Source organism: Candidatus Zixiibacteriota bacterium (assembly GCA_019038695.1).
Classification (GTDB): Bacteria; Zixibacteria; MSB-5A5; order GN15; family FEB-12; genus B120-G9.
Map to the genome: position 1 here is coordinate 22931 of JAHOYZ010000005.1, position 16519 is coordinate 39449.

12 protein-coding genes are annotated in these 16519 nt (G+C 49.7%); 7 read left to right on the plus strand and 5 right to left on the minus strand.

Annotated elements, in window-relative coordinates; all coding sequences use genetic code 11:
• Positions 1–8 precede the first annotated feature (8 nt).
• Complete coding sequence (locus tag KOO62_01490) at positions 9–2285, minus strand: FAD-dependent oxidoreductase (protein ID MBU8932656.1); 2277 nt, start codon at positions 2283–2285, stop codon at positions 9–11.
• A 4-nt stretch (positions 2286–2289) separates the two neighbouring features.
• Positions 2290–3552 carry an FAD-dependent oxidoreductase gene (locus tag KOO62_01495; protein MBU8932657.1) on the minus strand — a complete coding sequence of 421 codons (1263 nt, stop codon included), beginning with the start codon at positions 3550–3552 and terminating at the stop codon, positions 2290–2292.
• A gap of 573 nt (positions 3553–4125) precedes the next feature.
• Here KOO62_01495 and KOO62_01500 point away from each other — a divergent pair.
• From KOO62_01500 to KOO62_01520, 5 genes are all read left to right on the plus strand, one after another.
• Positions 4126–4725 (plus strand): TetR/AcrR family transcriptional regulator, encoded by a 600-nt coding sequence (locus KOO62_01500; GenBank protein ID MBU8932658.1) that lies wholly within the window; start codon positions 4126–4128, stop codon positions 4723–4725.
• A gap of 85 nt (positions 4726–4810) precedes the next feature.
• A complete protein-coding gene (locus KOO62_01505) occupies positions 4811–5767 on the plus strand; it encodes a DmsE family decaheme c-type cytochrome (GenBank protein ID MBU8932659.1) in 957 nt (318 codons plus the stop codon).
• Between the two features lie 9 nt (positions 5768–5776).
• A complete protein-coding gene (locus tag KOO62_01510; GenBank protein MBU8932660.1) occupies positions 5777–7495 on the plus strand; it encodes a hypothetical protein in 1719 nt (572 codons plus the stop codon).
• A gap of 60 nt (positions 7496–7555) precedes the next feature.
• Positions 7556–7951, plus strand: coding sequence for a hypothetical protein (locus KOO62_01515; GenBank protein ID MBU8932661.1), 396 nt, complete (start codon positions 7556–7558; stop codon positions 7949–7951).
• Between the two features lie 147 nt (positions 7952–8098).
• Positions 8099–10126, plus strand: a complete 2028-nt coding sequence (locus KOO62_01520; GenBank protein MBU8932662.1) for a cytochrome c3 family protein — start codon at positions 8099–8101, stop codon at positions 10124–10126.
• A gap of 105 nt (positions 10127–10231) precedes the next feature.
• Here the strand turns inward: KOO62_01520 and KOO62_01525 are convergent, their stop codons facing one another.
• From KOO62_01525 to KOO62_01535, 3 genes are all read right to left on the minus strand, one after another.
• The gene (locus KOO62_01525) at positions 10232–10744 is read right to left on the minus strand and encodes a cytochrome c family protein (GenBank protein ID MBU8932663.1); all 513 of its coding nucleotides are present in this window, start codon (positions 10742–10744) and stop codon (positions 10232–10234) included.
• 297 nt (positions 10745–11041) lie between these two features.
• On the minus strand, positions 11042–11356 hold the full coding sequence (locus KOO62_01530) for a hypothetical protein (GenBank protein ID MBU8932664.1): 315 nt from the start codon (positions 11354–11356) through the stop codon (positions 11042–11044).
• 67 nt (positions 11357–11423) lie between these two features.
• Positions 11424–11777 carry a PH domain-containing protein gene (locus tag KOO62_01535; protein ID MBU8932665.1) on the minus strand — a complete coding sequence of 118 codons (354 nt, stop codon included), beginning with the start codon at positions 11775–11777 and terminating at the stop codon, positions 11424–11426.
• Positions 11778–12233: 456 nt separating this feature from the next.
• Here KOO62_01535 and KOO62_01540 point away from each other — a divergent pair, with 456 nt between their 5' ends.
• A complete protein-coding gene (locus KOO62_01540) occupies positions 12234–13424 on the plus strand; it encodes a hypothetical protein (protein ID MBU8932666.1) in 1191 nt (396 codons plus the stop codon).
• A gap of 160 nt (positions 13425–13584) precedes the next feature.
• A complete protein-coding gene (locus KOO62_01545) occupies positions 13585–16518 on the plus strand; it encodes a hypothetical protein (GenBank protein ID MBU8932667.1) in 2934 nt (977 codons plus the stop codon).
• The last annotated feature ends 1 nt before the right edge of the window (position 16519 follow it).

Genomic DNA, 16519 nt, shown 5'->3' on the forward strand with positions numbered 1-16519 from the left:
CCTGTCAATTACATTCCCTTAAACGGATTCGGGCCAAACTTCTCGATTACTTCCTCCTGGAACTTTGCGAAAATCTCAGGGAGTTCTTCGTACTCGGAGATTTGTAGTTGATGGAGTTCCACTCGTTCATTCTCCATGGCCATTTGGGTCAGCTTCTCTCTAATATTCTCACCCCGATAGTCGGCCAATTCACTACCCTTGATGAAATGACATTGATAATCATCACCGTACTTGCAGCCAATCATAACCACACCGTCATACCCGGCCGATATAGCCTCTGTGACCCACACCGAGTTAACAGAGCCGAGACATCGCACCGGTATGATTCGTACATACGGGTTGAATTGCAGGCGGTGTTGCCCCACCAGGTCCATGGCCGGGAAGGCGTCATTCTCACAAAGGAGCGCAAGTATCCTCGGCTTTTCATCGAATTCCTCGGGTACATTGACGGCCTTGATCATGGAAGCGACCATATCGACAGAGAAGTCCTTAAATGAAACAATCCGCTCCGGGCAGGCACCCATACAGGTCCCGCACCGACGACATCTGGTTGCCCATAATTGTGGTGTACCCTTTTCGTCTTCGTCGAGAACGCCGAAAGGACACTCTTCGGTACAACGCTTGCATTGAGTACATCTTTGCAGGAAGAAGTCCGGCAAGGATTTATCGCATGCGCGTGGATGGACTGACTCACCGCGGGAGGTTATCTCAACACACTGAATTGCCTTCAGCGCTGCACCGGTGGCGTCATCCCGACTGCCAAGACCGTCCATAGGTTGTCGGACGCATCCGGCGGCGTAGACGCCGGTACGTCGAGACTCATAAGGAAAGCAGATGAAATGCGAATCAGGAAAACCGTATTCAAGGACCGGTAAATCAGGTCCCTGGCGATATACGAGGTTGAGTATTTCGGTACCTTCGTGATGCTTGAGTTCCTCAACCTTTTCGGCTGCGGCCGCCCGCTGGATATCGGATTCTCCCTTGGCTGCGGTAAGTTTCGCATCCTCAAACGCTCGAATAGCCTCACCGTCCGCAGAATTGGGTACCATTCCGGCGGCCAGGACTACCAGATCAACATTTACCTGGATGTTCTCACCGGGCATGGTATTCCTGGCTGTTACAACGAGTTTACCGTCTTCACCGCGAGTTACATCAGCGACATCTCCCTTGGTCAGAAAAACCCCGGGGTCCTCCTGTACTCTGCGGTAGAAATCTTCATACTGCCCGGGAGTGCGAATGAACTCGTAGAAAATGTACGCTTTGGCGTTCTCATCGCTTTCCCGCAGGTATATGGCTTGTTTGAGCGAAGTAAGGCAACAGATCGATGAACAATGGGAGTGATGCTCTTTGACACGAGAACCACCGCATTGGATAAAGGCAATGCTCTTCACTTCCTTGCCGTCCGAGGGACGAGTAATACGCCCCTGGGTCTTGATCATCTCCTCCAAATCCACATTCCGGATGACATCGTCGACCTTGCCATAGGACAGGTTCTCACGGGGATCGGATGCCCTCCAACCAGTGGCCTGAATGATAGAACCAACCCGGAAGCTATCGAGAACCGCACCTTCAGAACCGCCGTTGTCAGCTGATTTCAGCGTGACATCAAACAGCCCCGGCGCACCTGTTATCGCATTCGTACTGGCCGACATATATGTCTTGATGAGTGGATTCCCTTCGATCTCGGCGACAAGCGCTTCGATACCGGTATCTTCAAGATCGCGGAAAGGTGGTTTGGTTGGGACCGATTTGTGCTGTTTGCCCAGCCATCCTCCCAGTCTGTCGGTTCTCTCTACGAGGCGGACCTCGTACCCGGCTCGGGCAGCCTCCAGTGCCGAGGTCATTCCGGTTATTCCGCCTCCAACAACCAGGATGCTCTTGTCGATTGTTTCCTCCGCCTGAAATGGTTCCAACAGGGCCATCTTCTGAACCTTGGTGATGTACATGCGGAGATAATCCTCGGCCAACATCTGGGTGTCTTCCTCATTAGGTGGCTGACACCACACCACATGCTCACGTAGTGCGAATTTCTCCACAATCACACCCTTGGCAAAAGCGTCACCCTCATAGTGACGGGGAGAAACTCCGGCAATCACGGCCTTAGTAAGGCCTTCCCTCTTTATGTCTTCACGGACGGATTCAAGATCATGCGGTTCGCACGAGCTTATCATTTTGCAATACGGCACGCTGAATTCTTCGGTGGCTACTTTGCTCAGGGCATCAATATCAAGGGCCTCAGCAATTCCGTATCCAGTGCAGATGAAAACGCCGATTTTGTCATCCATGATATCATTCCCCTCCGTTGAGGCACTGTATCGCTCTCAGTGCGGCCGCCGTGGAACCTTTTGTCGTTCGGGAGACATCACACGGTTGCCGACTACAACCGGTGGCATAAATGCCTTCCATCTTGGCCGAGTCGTCAAAAAAACCATACTCATCAAACTTCAATTCGAACGGTACTTTGAAATCGACACCGTTAGGCACCATACCAGTCGCCAGAACTACCATATCGTACTTCTCGTGCAGATTGTCACGCGACATAGTATCCTGGACATCAAGTAGCAAGTCCTTGCTGCCGGCGTCTTCACTGATCTTGGCGACCTTGCCCTTCACAAAGGACACATTATCATCTTCCAGGAGATCGTAGTAGAACTTCTCTTCGCGACCGATTGTACGGACGTCAATGTAGAAAATAGTGGCTTTTGCGTTTTCGTTCTTCTCCCGGAGATATCTGGCCTGTTTCAATGAAGCCATGCAGCAGACCGCCGAACAATATGGGAGATGGTCTTCATCCCTCGAACCCGCGCACTGCACGAAGGCCACATTCTCGGCCGGCTTGCCATCCGATGGCCTGAGAATCTTGCCTTCGGTGGGACCATTACGGGAGGCTAGCCTCTCCATCATGACGTTGGTAATCACATTCCGACATTGTCCGAACCCCAAGTTGTCGAGCTTGGTTGCATCATAAGGATGCCAGCCGGTTGCTACGATAACGGCCCCAACGTCTACCTTTATCTTCTTTTCTATCATGTCGAGATCAATCGCACCGTCCGGAAATGTGTCAGTGAGTTTAGCCGCATCCTCTTCAGACAGCGCCTCGCGATCAAGAACATAGGTTGATGGATAGGCCATATCATGGGGCGAGTAGAGCGCTTTGGTCTTATCCATCCCGTAGTTGAATGAATTCAATCGTTCGGATGACAACTGGTCAACCATAGAATCGTCCAGAGCAACTTTCCCTGTCACAAATCTTGGCTTGACTTTGATGATGGCTCTGAAGTCACCCACCTCGCCGGTAATCTCTTCTACTGTAGCGAGCGTGTGAACCGTTATCCTGGGGTTCTGTCTGATCCTGCGAATGTTGACTTCATACCCACATGTGGGGGGGCACATCTTAGGGAAATATCGATACATGCGCACAATGCGCCCACCCAGATAGGCCTCTTTTTCCACCAGGATAACGCGATAGCCAACCTCAGCTGCTTCCAGGGCCGCAGTCATTCCTGCTATGCCCCCTCCAACTACAAGAATAGGACTTGCATCAGCATTCATGTTATCGCCTCTCGGTCTATTTTTGTCCTAACAGAAACAACCCCGGGAAGGAACGTCAAGGGAGTCTGCACTTGGGGTTACCAGAAGATAATTAGTGTTGACGGCCATCGCAAGATTTTTCCTGCAGTTTTCTTACCATTGATTTTCTGATGAGTTGACAGTCGGTTCCACTTTATCAGGAGTAAGAATGAATGGGAGATGGCATCTTCACGCCGGAGACTTCTCCACAACTCAATGAGTAATTACTGTGCGGGTGTGATCGCGGCTTGACTTCTACGCTCACCAGACACCTGATCATCTGACAGACGAGGTTGACAAACTACTGTTTAGTATGTTGTATTGCGACCTGTTTAATTGTCATCCTCCGCAACAGCTCAACCTCAATTCGAGTTTTCTGAAAACAAACAACCTCTTTACTAAAAAATCAGGTGTTTACGAGATATTTATTGGACGGTATTTCCAGATCGATGTCGGGCGTAGTAGAGATCGACAAGTTCTGTTTTTTTGAGTTGACACTTGTGATCTGATTCACTAAGTTAGTGAACGATAACTAACCACGTCTGGAATTGTGAAATGAATAGCCAAGGCGGTTCACGAAAAGACCTGATCCTCAAACAAGCAACACAGTTATTCGCTGAGCAGGGTTATGACAAAACTACGGTCAGACATATCGCCACCGCCTGTGACATAACAGAGCCGGCTCTGTACCGCCATTTCGCTTCGAAGGATGATATTTTCAAGTCTGTACTACAGCAAATACCAGCCCGTGCTAGATGTGATGAGTTGTTTCAGCGACTCCAATCAGAAACTTCTCTGGAGGCCATACTCAGTGGTCTGGCCAAACATATTCTAAGTTTTTTCACCACCAACCAGGACTTATATCGCCTGCTACTCTATTCGAGCTTGAGTGGACATAAGGAAGCAGAGAAGGTCTACCGGGTGATCCGTGGCAACTTAGCATCGTTTCTGAAAGACCAACTTGATCGTCTGGCGATGCAGAAGCTGGCTAGTCCCGGTCGAAGCGAGATTACGGCTCGTTGTTTCATTGGTATGGTTTTCGATTGTTCATTATCAGACACCCTGTGGAAGGGGTATCAGAGACAGACGTTCAAACCTGAAGAAGTTGTTGCCAACAACATTCCCATTTATGTGAAAGGATTGAGTGTGGAGTGAGCACCTGATTGGCTCTTTCTCCGGCCAAATTGACTAATTGTCACAATGAAACTATAGATACATGCAAAGGTTGCGGAGGTAATAAATGACAATCGCTAACAAAGCTGGCCCAAGATTCGGGACAGCGGTCCCTATCATACTTCTCATTGTCGTGGGAAGCGTGTTGTGCTGTGCCATTACGTCTGTGGGTGGAGTGCCGGACGAAACATGTGCGGATTGCCACGACGAATTGGTCGCAGCCTTTGAACAAACGACTCACGGGACTTATTTTGGAGAAATAGGACGCATGGAGGGTCAGAGTTGTGAGTCTTGCCACGGTTCAGCGCTTGAGCACGTTGAAGAAGGTGAGCCAGAGAGTATCATCAATCCTGCCAAACATGATGAGTTTGGCGGCACCCAGTTGTGTCTTACTTGTCACGACGGACATACTTTCGACAACTGGATGTTCAGTGGTCACAGTGCCGCCGGAGTAACCTGCGCCGACTGTCACACAGTTCACCAGGCACACAGCTCCAAGACCAGCACGACGACCACCGAACTATGCTATGGTTGCCACACTCAGGTCCGCGCAGAGTCATTTATGCCTTCAAGACATCCCATTGCTGAAGGTAAGATGTCCTGTCTGGACTGCCACGGTGTCCATGGAGAAGATGCGCCGCTGGCGCAAAACGGGACTGGTCGAGAACTCTGTTTCGGCTGCCATGCTGAAAAGGAAGGTCCATTTGTCTTCGAGCACGCGCCTGTTAGCGAAGACTGTATGATGTGTCATACGGCCCATGGCTCAGTGGCCAACAACCTTCTCAAGCAGAACGAGCCGGCTCTGTGTCTCAATTGTCATCCGATGCACTTCCATGCCACGGTTGATGGCCTTGATGGGTCCTTCACGCCACCTGCCACCGCACCAGACAGGACCACCATGTCTACGCCGGACGGTTGGAAAACTGGCATGCTGACCAAATGTACACAGTGCCATACTACGGTTCATGGGACAGACCTGCCGTCCCAGTCAATTACAACCGGCGGCGGCGCCTTAACCAGATAGGAGCAGAACATGAAGAAGACAATTACATTGCTAAGTGTCTGCCTGACCGTTCTGGTTTTATCCGGTTCGGTTCTGGCAGGCGAAACGGACCAGGCCGTGACTAATTACTCGGTCTGGATTGGTTCGCACTACACGGAGTTTACGGACAACGCTAAGAAGATCGGCGAGTATAACCTCGGCAATACTGAGATGTTGCCCGAGGTTGGTTTGGACTTGATGTCCCGATCAAAAGGCAAACTACTGAGCTTTAGCAGTTACTATTTCGATGATCAGAATATGAGAGCCATTCTTCACGCCGTATCCGGTGATCGGCTTAGTTTCGAGTTGAGCTACCGTTCAATGGTAATTCAGAACGGACAGGACCTTCTGACCAATATTGCCGCCAAGGAAGCTGCCGCTGCCAAGATGCTAACCCATGATATTACCGATCCCGGAGCCGACTACAACTACACCCGACAGGAAATCCTGAGCAAGGTTAGCCTGCTTCTCTCAGAAAAGGGAAAGGTCCGTTTCGTTGCCGCTCATCGGAGTATTCTGAAAAACGGCACCGAGCAGGCGATCGCTTCCACTCACTGTTTCAGTTGCCACCTAACATCCGAGACGGTGGCGGTTGACAAGCGGACCCATACGGTCGAGGCCGGTCTTGAGGCTGAGGTAAGCAATTTCGATGTTGGATACACCGTTGGGTATCGGCTTTTCGAATCAGGCATGGCCGATCCTGAGGCTCGGTGGGATGAAGCAGTACATCCCTGGAATATAGATGCAGAGCCGTACCTTTCTGAATTTCCTACCCGGTTAGTGTATTCAGACACTACTCAACCTTACGCTGCTCTGCCCAGAACAGAGAAGATATCGCACAAGGTGCGGTTAAAAGGCAAAGTGGGTAAAGGGCGCCTGGCTTCATCGTTTGGCTACAGCAAAGCGACCAACGACAGGACCGACCTGTCCACTGACGCCTTGTCGGGGGCATTAAGCTATGCGGTGCCGTTGTCTCCCAAGTCGCGGCTGATTGCCAAGGCTTCGATGGTGCGACTAACCGCTGATGATATATTCATCGATCTGCCGACCTTCCGCGAAGGGCGCCCCGGTTGGACCGAGGACTTTGATCACACGAGATACTCTTCTTTGGATCGTAGTGTGGCGAAGGTTTCAGCGGAGTTCATAAGTCGTATTACGCCGAAGATGACCCTTTCGATTCTGGCCGGTTATGACCGTGTCGATCGTGACGACTACCCGGTACCTGATGAAGGCTGGACAACCAGCACTCTTAGGGGTCAGGCCAAGCTGCGCTACCGCAAAGGTCTGAAATACTCGACGTCTCTGAAATACCGTTTTGAAAAGACGACGGATCCCTTTATGTCCGGTCGTGGGTTCTTTGAGGATGTCGGTCGCGATCTGCTCACCCCGGCCGGTGGTGGTTCTACTATATTCTATCACCAGCGCGAGGAGATCCGGTACCAGAACATCACAACCGAGCCAACTGTAGCTCACAAAGTTGAATGGAGTTCTTCCTGGCGTCCAACTTCGAAGGTAAATGTAAACTTCGGGGTCAAAGGATCCTATGACAAGAATAACGATCTTGACTCCCTGGACGTCAATCATCTCAGTGTTCAACCGAATCTTTTCCTGAACTTGATACCCAACAGCAGAACAGTAGTGACAGCCGGGTTCACTCTCTCGCATCAGAAATCGAGAGGTCCGATTACGGTCGCTCTCTTCGATGGCTGAGGCGGCGGTCTATCACGCGACTCAGTTGGAGACGCTAAACATTACGGTTCCATGTATACCATGGCCGATTATAAGACCGACGTTCAGAATTTGTATCTTAGCACCAGCTGGCAGGCCTCACCTAAAGTAAACATCAATGGTATGGTTCGCTATACTATGTCGAAAGCAGAATATGAACAGGTGATAATGCCCGATGTCGAAGACCGGCTGGTCAATGATCTGGGTGATCCGGAACTTGGCCACCAGGATTTCACTTTCGATGAAATGGACCAGTACTCAAACCTTGAGTACAAACTACTTGGCTTCTCAGCCGGCATCCAGTATCGTATCGCATCCGATGTTACTATCACACTTGATGGTGATTTTGCTGATCTCAAGGACGATGCCGGTTATGTTTATGGAGACGAAACCGGACAGATGTTTATGATCCGAACCGGTGTAAAGATGGACTTCTGATCGAAGGATTAGTGAGTTGTTCCATATTGTTGGGCCGCCATCTCGGCGGCCCAACTTGTAAATGATCGACCCTCGGAGCGTCACTTCAGTTTATCGGAACGCGGCGCGGTTAGCTCTGTTGTGGTCGGCAATCTGCGGTTTCCAAATATGAAGGTAACACTTACAAAATCATTGGCGATTGTGTTTGCAGTCCTTCTGATCTGTCCTGTGATAGCTAACGGGCAGATCGAAAATGCCGACTGCTTGGATTGTCATGAAGAGGCTTCCGGGGAGCGAGCACCTCAGTATGATTCCTGTCTCGTGTCCTCAGTGCACAACGATTTTTTGTGTGTTGATTGCCACAGTTCGATAGTAGAGCTTCCGCACGACGAAGAACCGACTGCTCTCGTAGATTGTGGGGAATGTCACGACACTGAGACAGAGGTCTATCAGTGGCACGGTCGTATGAAAGTTTCTGATAGGGGAGAAGGTATCCCAACGTGTGCTGATTGCCATGGCAGACATGATATCCTGCCTGTGACTGACATTGATTCGCGGGTCAATGTCCGAAATGTCCCGGAGACTTGTAATCGGTGTCATGAAGATCAGGACATGATTGAACAGCACGAATTACTTTACAGCAGACAAGTATTGACTGCGTTCAAGACCAGTGTGCACGGCAAAGCCTCAGGCGGCGGCGTGAGTCTCGCTGCTACTTGTAATGACTGCCATTCGACATCGGGTACCGCTCACAGGATTCTGGGTCCGGGACACCATGAATCATCAATCAACCATTTTAACATTCCAGAGACGTGCGGCAAATGTCATCCGGGAGCAAGAGATGACTTTCATGCCGGAATCCACGGCATACTGGCGACCCAGGGAGAAACAGATCCACCGGTCTGCACGAACTGTCACGGTGAGCATGGAATTCTTTCCGCTTCCGATCCGCGTTCCTTAGTAAGCCATGCACGAGTAGCAGAAGCAACCTGTTCCCCCTGTCATGAATCAGCTCGCCTCAATGCGAAGTATGGACTACCGACTGACCGCCTCAAGAGTTGGGTTGATAGCTACCACGGTTTGAAAAGCAAGGCCGGAGATGTGGCTGTGGCCAATTGTGCCTCGTGCCACGGCGCGCACAAAATCCTTCCCAGTAGAGATCCGGAATCGCCCGTCAACGCGAATAATCTGCAAGCCACTTGCGGTGAATGTCATCCCAACATCTCCGAAAAGCTGGCCCAAACACCTGTCCACGGTACTCCCGGGATCTCGACAACACCAATTGCCGGTGTTGTGGCTGACATCTATGTCATAGCTATCATAGTTATCATTGGGGCTATGGTGGTACATTGGCTGGCTGATCTTCGCAAGCAGATTCATCTCATCATGCTCCGGCGACAGATCCGCCGCATGACCAGAAACGAAACAGCTCAGCATTGGTTCCTGATGATTAGTTTCATCTTGCTCGTGATAACTGGATTCTCCCTGAGATTTTCTGATGCTTTCTGGGTAGAGTGGTTCTTTGGCTGGGATGGCGGATTTCCTATGCGTGGCATATTACATCGTGTGGCTGCTGTCATATTTACGCTTTCCGCGCTCTGGCATCTGATCTTTCTGGCAACGCGCCGCGGACGCGATTTTCTCCGGGATATGTTCCCGAAATTCAGTGACTTCCGTCATTTCATGCAAATGATGAAATATAATCTGGGGTCGAAACACAAACGACCGCGCGCAGGACGATTCAGCTATGTGGAGAAGGCCGAGTACTGGGCGTTGGCTTGGGGATCAGTTGTGATGATTGTCACCGGATATCTCCTATGGTTTGACAATGTAGCAGTGGAGTTTTTTCCCAAGGGCTTCCTTGATGTCATGCTCGTAGTCCATTACTACGAAGCTTGGCTGGCTGCCCTGGCTATTTTGGTATGGCACCTGTACTCGACTGTGTTCAGCCCTGCGGTCTATCCCATGAACCCGGCCTGGATTAATGGCAAGATGCCGCTGGATTTCTATCAGCATGAGCACCCCGATGATCCTGCTCTCGCTGAGTACCTGTCTGAGGTATCGAACGACGATATTGTTACAATCGACGGTGATGTTCCTGGAGTAGAATCATCGGAATCTGAGAGTACCAAATCAAGTAATGACGCTACAGTTGTTGACAAGCAAGAGGACAATGATTCACAGTCACCTGATTAGACTCAAACCTTTGTCAACACTGCTCATCCGCGCATATGAAGCAATAGAAAAAGCGCCCCCCAATGGGGGCGCTTTTTAAATTTCACTATAAACGAAAACCGAAAGCTATTTACCCTCTGGCTTCTTCATATCAGCGTGAATACCGGTGAGTTTCATTTTCTCAAAGTTGAAATCTTTGGCGGTCGTGCCCAACACTCCAGGGGCTTTTTCATTGTGGCACACCATGCAGCTGGTGCTGTCGGGGATTATCAATCCAGCTGCTACTGCCTTGTCACGGTCTTTCATGACGGTCTTCTTCTTATAATCTGAACCTGCACCATGACAAGCTTCGCACTGGACACCCGTCAATAGTACATCTTTGGCCGTTGTGCCCGTAGTGTAGAAGGGTGCCAGAGCCTTGTTCTTCTGATCTTCGGCCGAAAGGCTGTCCCAGGCGGTAGCGTGTTTTGTAGCCAGCCAACTCTCATGGATACCATCTTTCTTATGGCACATCTTACATTTCTTGACGCCTACATACTCATGCGCGGCCCCCTTGTCTTCCTTGGCCTCGTCAGAGCTGACTGTGGCGCAGAAAATAAAGGCCATTGCTGCAGCGAATAAAATCAGCAGACGTTTCATAGGAAATCCTTTCTCAGAACGAGTCAGTTCAAACACTTGTACATATCAACTCATACAAATTGCCGTCAATATGATCTATTGTCGAGGGAAATTTCAAGAATCTTCCTGCTTTGGAAAACCCAGTATACAAAATATTCTCATATGGCAACGTTCTGTAGTATGTGGATAAAGACTCAGATTCGGGATGTGATAGTGAATTACGCGTATTTGGTGTGACGCTCTGTGCCAAAAGCCACTCAGATTGAGGCTTTTGGCCGTACGTTATCGGTCAGGCGGCACAGATATTCGAGGGGTAGACTAAGAACTAGTTTCCTCGACAACCATCACTTCGTAGGTCGCAAAATTCCAGAATACCAACTCGTAACACAAAGCGGCTGCAACCCATACGACAAGAGAGAACGCTACGTTGTCTGAGCTGAACAGATTGTCCAATAGAGCGTGAAGTGTACCCAAAACGAACGCCACAGCGATGGAGACCCAGAAAGTGGATACCCATTGGTGCGACAATTTCAGTTTGGCATCGCAATTCCGGCAACGAATACGCCTCGGGTCGAATATAACCAGACATTTGCCGAATGACATTGCGTTGTACGAACATTCAGGGCATTTCATAGCTTACCATCTCCCTTCAACTATCTTCAATACCAGATACGAAAACCATTATTGCCGTTTACTACCGCTACCGTTGCTTGTGCGCTGCAAGAAGCTTATCCAGAACCTCTTTGAACTCACTTGGGTTTTCTGGAGTGAAAAGGAACCTCTTGCAGAAGCCTTCATTCCTGTCCAGGACCACATGCTCCAGGAAATTTGCCCAGTCTATTTTTATTGCCGGCTTGAAATTCTTCAGTCTGAGATCACCCTTCAAGAGACCTTTCACATCAGATTCCTGAACATCAACATTTTCGATGGCGTCAAGCGGTATGGAGACAAGACCGAGATGCGTAGCAAACTCAACATGGTCTTCATATATCCTATATTCTTGCCAGAGACTCCTGGTCGTAGACTTAGATGTATATAGTACCTCGCTACTCACGACTTACTCCTTGCTATTCGGTTTCATTATTGTCATTAGGCTGCAAGCTCAAGAAAGATAACAACAATACAGATATGATCTGTTCCCGGTTGTTGTGCTGCTTGCTAAAATTAGTCACGATAGGTCCTCATGTCAAGATTGTTATTGTGCTGGGATAATCATCGAGAGTCGGAAAGGGGATCACATCCCGAATAGGGATCCCGCGTTCACAGAAAACAAAGTTTCGTATCTAAGATGCAACACCAACTTCTCTGAGATTCAGTTGTACTTTCGTATAGAGCGAGGCATCAAATGGAAAGACCTCTCAAGCTAAGCATAGTGAACCGAAGTGTTGCCACTTCAAGCTGAGGAGAGCGGTATCAGTCAGAAAATTTACAATCAAACTGTGAAATATGCGTTGCGTTTGGCACGGAAGGCGAGCATATTGAACACATCGTCATTTAATAGGAGGTAGTTATGGCTACGAAGATGAGTGGATCCCCGCGCAAGAATACCTGGGTATTCCTTGGCGGCGGACTGGCAGTTGTGGTCATCTTGGTCTTGTTTGTCGCTTTTGGCGGACAGGGGCCATCTGATGATGAAGCTCGCGGTACAATCGGAGTTGCCGAGACATATCGCGCCGAGCAAATATCTGAAGACGACGTCATTCTTGACGATCCCGAATTGCAGTCAGTATTGCAGAGTGACGACTTCCAGCGACTGATTGCTGATGAGGACTTCCAGGAATTGATGGGACACCAGGACTTCCAAATGCTCCTGGCCGATGAGGTTTTCACGGAGATGCTTGGTAACGCAGGCTTCCAGGAATTGATGCTACACCAGGACTTCCAAATGCTCCTGGCCGATGATGTTTTCGCGGAGATGCTGGGTCACGCTGGTTTCACAGGAATGGCTGGTCATGCTGGCCTTGTTGGCCTTGCCGAGATGATGAGTCATGCTGGGGCCAGCACAATTTTGGTGGACAAGGGCGTCCAAGACTTGCTCAACCACCAGGGATTTGGCGAGGCCATGACGCATTCGGGGTTCCCGGAGATGTTGGGAAACGCCGGCTTCCAGGAGATGATTACCCACGAGGGATTTCAGGTGATGATGGTCCAAGAAGACTTCTCTGAGATGTTGGCCAAACATGGAATGTCTGAGATGCTGTCACACGCCGGCATTAACTTGCAACTCGCCGACGAGAATTTTTTCCAGATGCTGAATCAGTACGGCTTCGACAGATTGATATCACACGCCGGCACCCGCGAAATGCTCAGTCATGCCGGCATAAATACAATGCTTAGCCATGCCGGACTCGCCACGAGTCTTTCCAACCAGGATTTTGTTAAGATGCTTAACAACCAGGGTTTCCTCGAGTTGCTTACCAATGCCGGCTTTCAGGAGATGTTAAATAACGCTGGATTTGGCGTGATGATGAAGCACTCCGGATTCCCGATAATGCTTGGCTATGCTGGCTTGGAGAGGACTCTTTCACACCAGGGTTTATTAACTAAGATGCTCGGCAACCAGGGTCTCCTGAAGGCTTTGAGCAATACCGGTTTCCAGAAGGCTATGACCCACGCTGGATTCAAACGCTCCTTAGCTCATCAGGAATTCATGAAGGAGATGATTGCCCATGCCGGTAAGGCCGCGACGATCGAGAAGTAAGTAGCGACAACTCCGCGGAGTACAGAGCTCTGATGTAGCTTTGTGACAATCAGACGTACTCCGGTTGGCATCGAATAATCTGGGATAGGATGCACATCTGAGCTGCAGATGTGCATCCGTCTCAGATACTTGTATAAGGGTCTGTACTCAGAATATTCACATGTCTAAATACATTATTGCTCTCGTAGCGGCGATTGTCCTGGTAATTGGCCCTGGAACCCGTGCCCAGTTCCAATCTCTCGAAACCGAGAACATGCGTTTGTTGTACAACGAGGTTACACAAGCCTACCTTGCGCCTCATGTAGCCCGGTGTTTCGAAAACGCAATGAAGTTCCACCGTGAACTGCTAAATTACACACCATCCGAAAAAGTCACTGTAACTATGTTCGATATTGCTGACTATGGGAACGCCGGGGCAGCGGCGGTTCCGGAAAACAGGATATCGTTATTGGTGGCGCCTATCAGCTACGCCTACGAGACTTCACCGGCGAATGAACGGATGAATACATTCATGAACCACGAGTTGGTTCACATTGTGGCACTGGACCAGGCAACCGGCCGAGACAAGTTCTTCCGCAAGATGTTCTTTGGAAAAGTGAGTGAGACTTCGGATAATCCCCTGTCAATACTTTACGGTTATATGACCAACCCTCGCCAGGCAGCCCCGCGTTGGTTCCATGAAGGGATTGCTGTCTTTTTAGAAACCTGGATGGCCGGCGGCATCGGACGTGTTCAAGGGGCTTACGACGAGATGGTGTTCCGAACCATGGTGTTGGATAGCAGTTCGTTCTATGACCCTATCGGGGTTGAATCACATGGATCCCAGACGGATTTTCAGGTTGGAGTTGTATCGTATCTATATGGAACTCGGTTTTTCAGTTACCTCGCCCTGCACTATGGTCCGGAAAGTCTTATTGACTGGGTGGCAAGAGTTGGAGGTAGCAAAGCATATGTCATATCACAGTTCAAGCAAGTCTACGACATGGGACTGGGTGACGCCTGGAACCAGTGGATTGATTGGGAACACGAGTTTCAGCAGGTCAACCTGGATAGTATTCGGCAATATCCGATAACTCCCTATCGTGACCTCTCCCCAATAGCTCTTGGCTCTTTGTCTCGTGCTCAGTATGACTCAGTGTCAGGTGAGATATATGTAGCCGTGAACTATCCCGGGGAAGTAGCTCACATAGCTGCGATAAGTATCAGTGATGGATCGATACGGAAGTTGTGCGATATCAAAGGGGCAGCTCTTTACTATGTGTCGGCCATGGCCTTTGATCGTCACCGACATCAACTTTTCTACACAACAGACAATGACGACTGGCGCGATCTGAGAGTTATTGATACCAGAACCAAGCAGACCCGCACCCTGCAGAAAGACCTCAGGATGGGTGATCTTGCCTTCAATGAGAATGACAGCTCCTTATGGGGGGTTCGACATTACAACGGCATCTCCACGCTGACCCGTGTCCCCTATCCCTACGATGACTGGAATCAGATATATTCGTGGCCCTACGGTAAGGACATCTATGACCTGGATATTTCCAGTGACGGCAAGATTGTGACCGCCGCACTTTCGGAAATCTCCGGACGACAATCTCTGATTGCCATGAACATAGACTCTCTTGTGGCCGGTGACTCGTCGTACTCCACACTATTTGAGTTCGGTCACAGCATTCCAGCCGGTTTCGTGTTCTCTGACGATAATCGATTCCTGTATGGCTCCTCGTACTACTCGGGGGCTTCCAACATATTCCGCTATGACTTCAAGCTTGATTCGATGGAAGCCTTGAGCAACTGCGAGACCGGGTTGTTCCACCCGATCCCTGTCTCACAAGATTCCATGATCGCATTCAGATATACTAGAGATGGATTCCTGCCGGCTATCCTTCCCCACCGACCATTGGAAGACATTAGCGCCATCACATTTCTTGGTCATAAAATCGCCAGGGAATATCCGATTGTGCGAGACTGGAATGTCGGTTCTATGGCCGACATCAATCTCGATTCTCTCACCGTCAGCACAGGGAACTATCATGCTCTGGCAAATTTCCGGTTGGTGTCAATGTATCCCATCGTTGAAGGTTATGGCGAGTATCCAGCTTATGGTTTTCGGGTCAATCTCGAAGAGCCGGTTGGATTCCACAGTTCCGATATGACCGTTTCATATACTCCGAATCAAAGCTTGCCCCAGGAGGAACGGTGGCATGTTGGCTGGCACCATATTTATCTGAACTGGCAATTCTCGTTTAATTACAATGGAGCTGATTTCTACGATCTATTCGGACCCACCAAAACAAGCCGCAAAGGATACTCGGCGGGTCTCCTATACAAAAGGACGCTCCTGTACGATCTGCCGCGTGTGATGGACTATCGGCTGAGTTTGACCGGCTTCGGTGGCCTGGAGAAAATGCCTGATTACCAGAATATTGCGACTACTTTCGATGAGTTCGTTACCCTTAATGGTGCCTGGACCTACAAGAACCGGAAAGCCTCTTTGGGAGCGGTGGATCACGAGAAGGGAATACTGTGGAATCTCACTTCGAACAACACCTATGTAAATCGCAAACTCTACTCCAAGTTTGCTACTCGATTTGATTTCGGGATTCCCTTGTCCCTGCACCATAGCTCCATCTGGTTGAGGACCTCAGCAGGCTATGCACCGGGAGACAGGGACAACCCGTTCGCCAATTTCTTTTTTGGAGGATTTGGCAACAACTGGATTGATTATAAAACCGAAAAACGCTATCGTCAAACTCATGCTTTTCCAGGGGTTGAGTTGAATGCCATAGGCGGCACCAATTTCGCACGGGCCGTCCTAGACTTGAATCTACCTCCAATCCGTTTCCGTCATCTTGGCTGGCAGGCGCTTCATATCATGTGGATCAGGTGTTCACTTTTCTCAACAGTTTTAAGCACGAATCTGGACAACGAGGAGTATCGCACCACGTATTTCAATGCCGGTACTCAGCTTGATCTGAGGTTCAAGCTGCTTTCCCGACTGAAATTGACTTTCTCGGTTGGTTATGCAGCAGGTTTTGATGAACAAGAGTACTTGTCCGATGAGTTGATGGTCTCTCTGAAGGTGCTTTAGA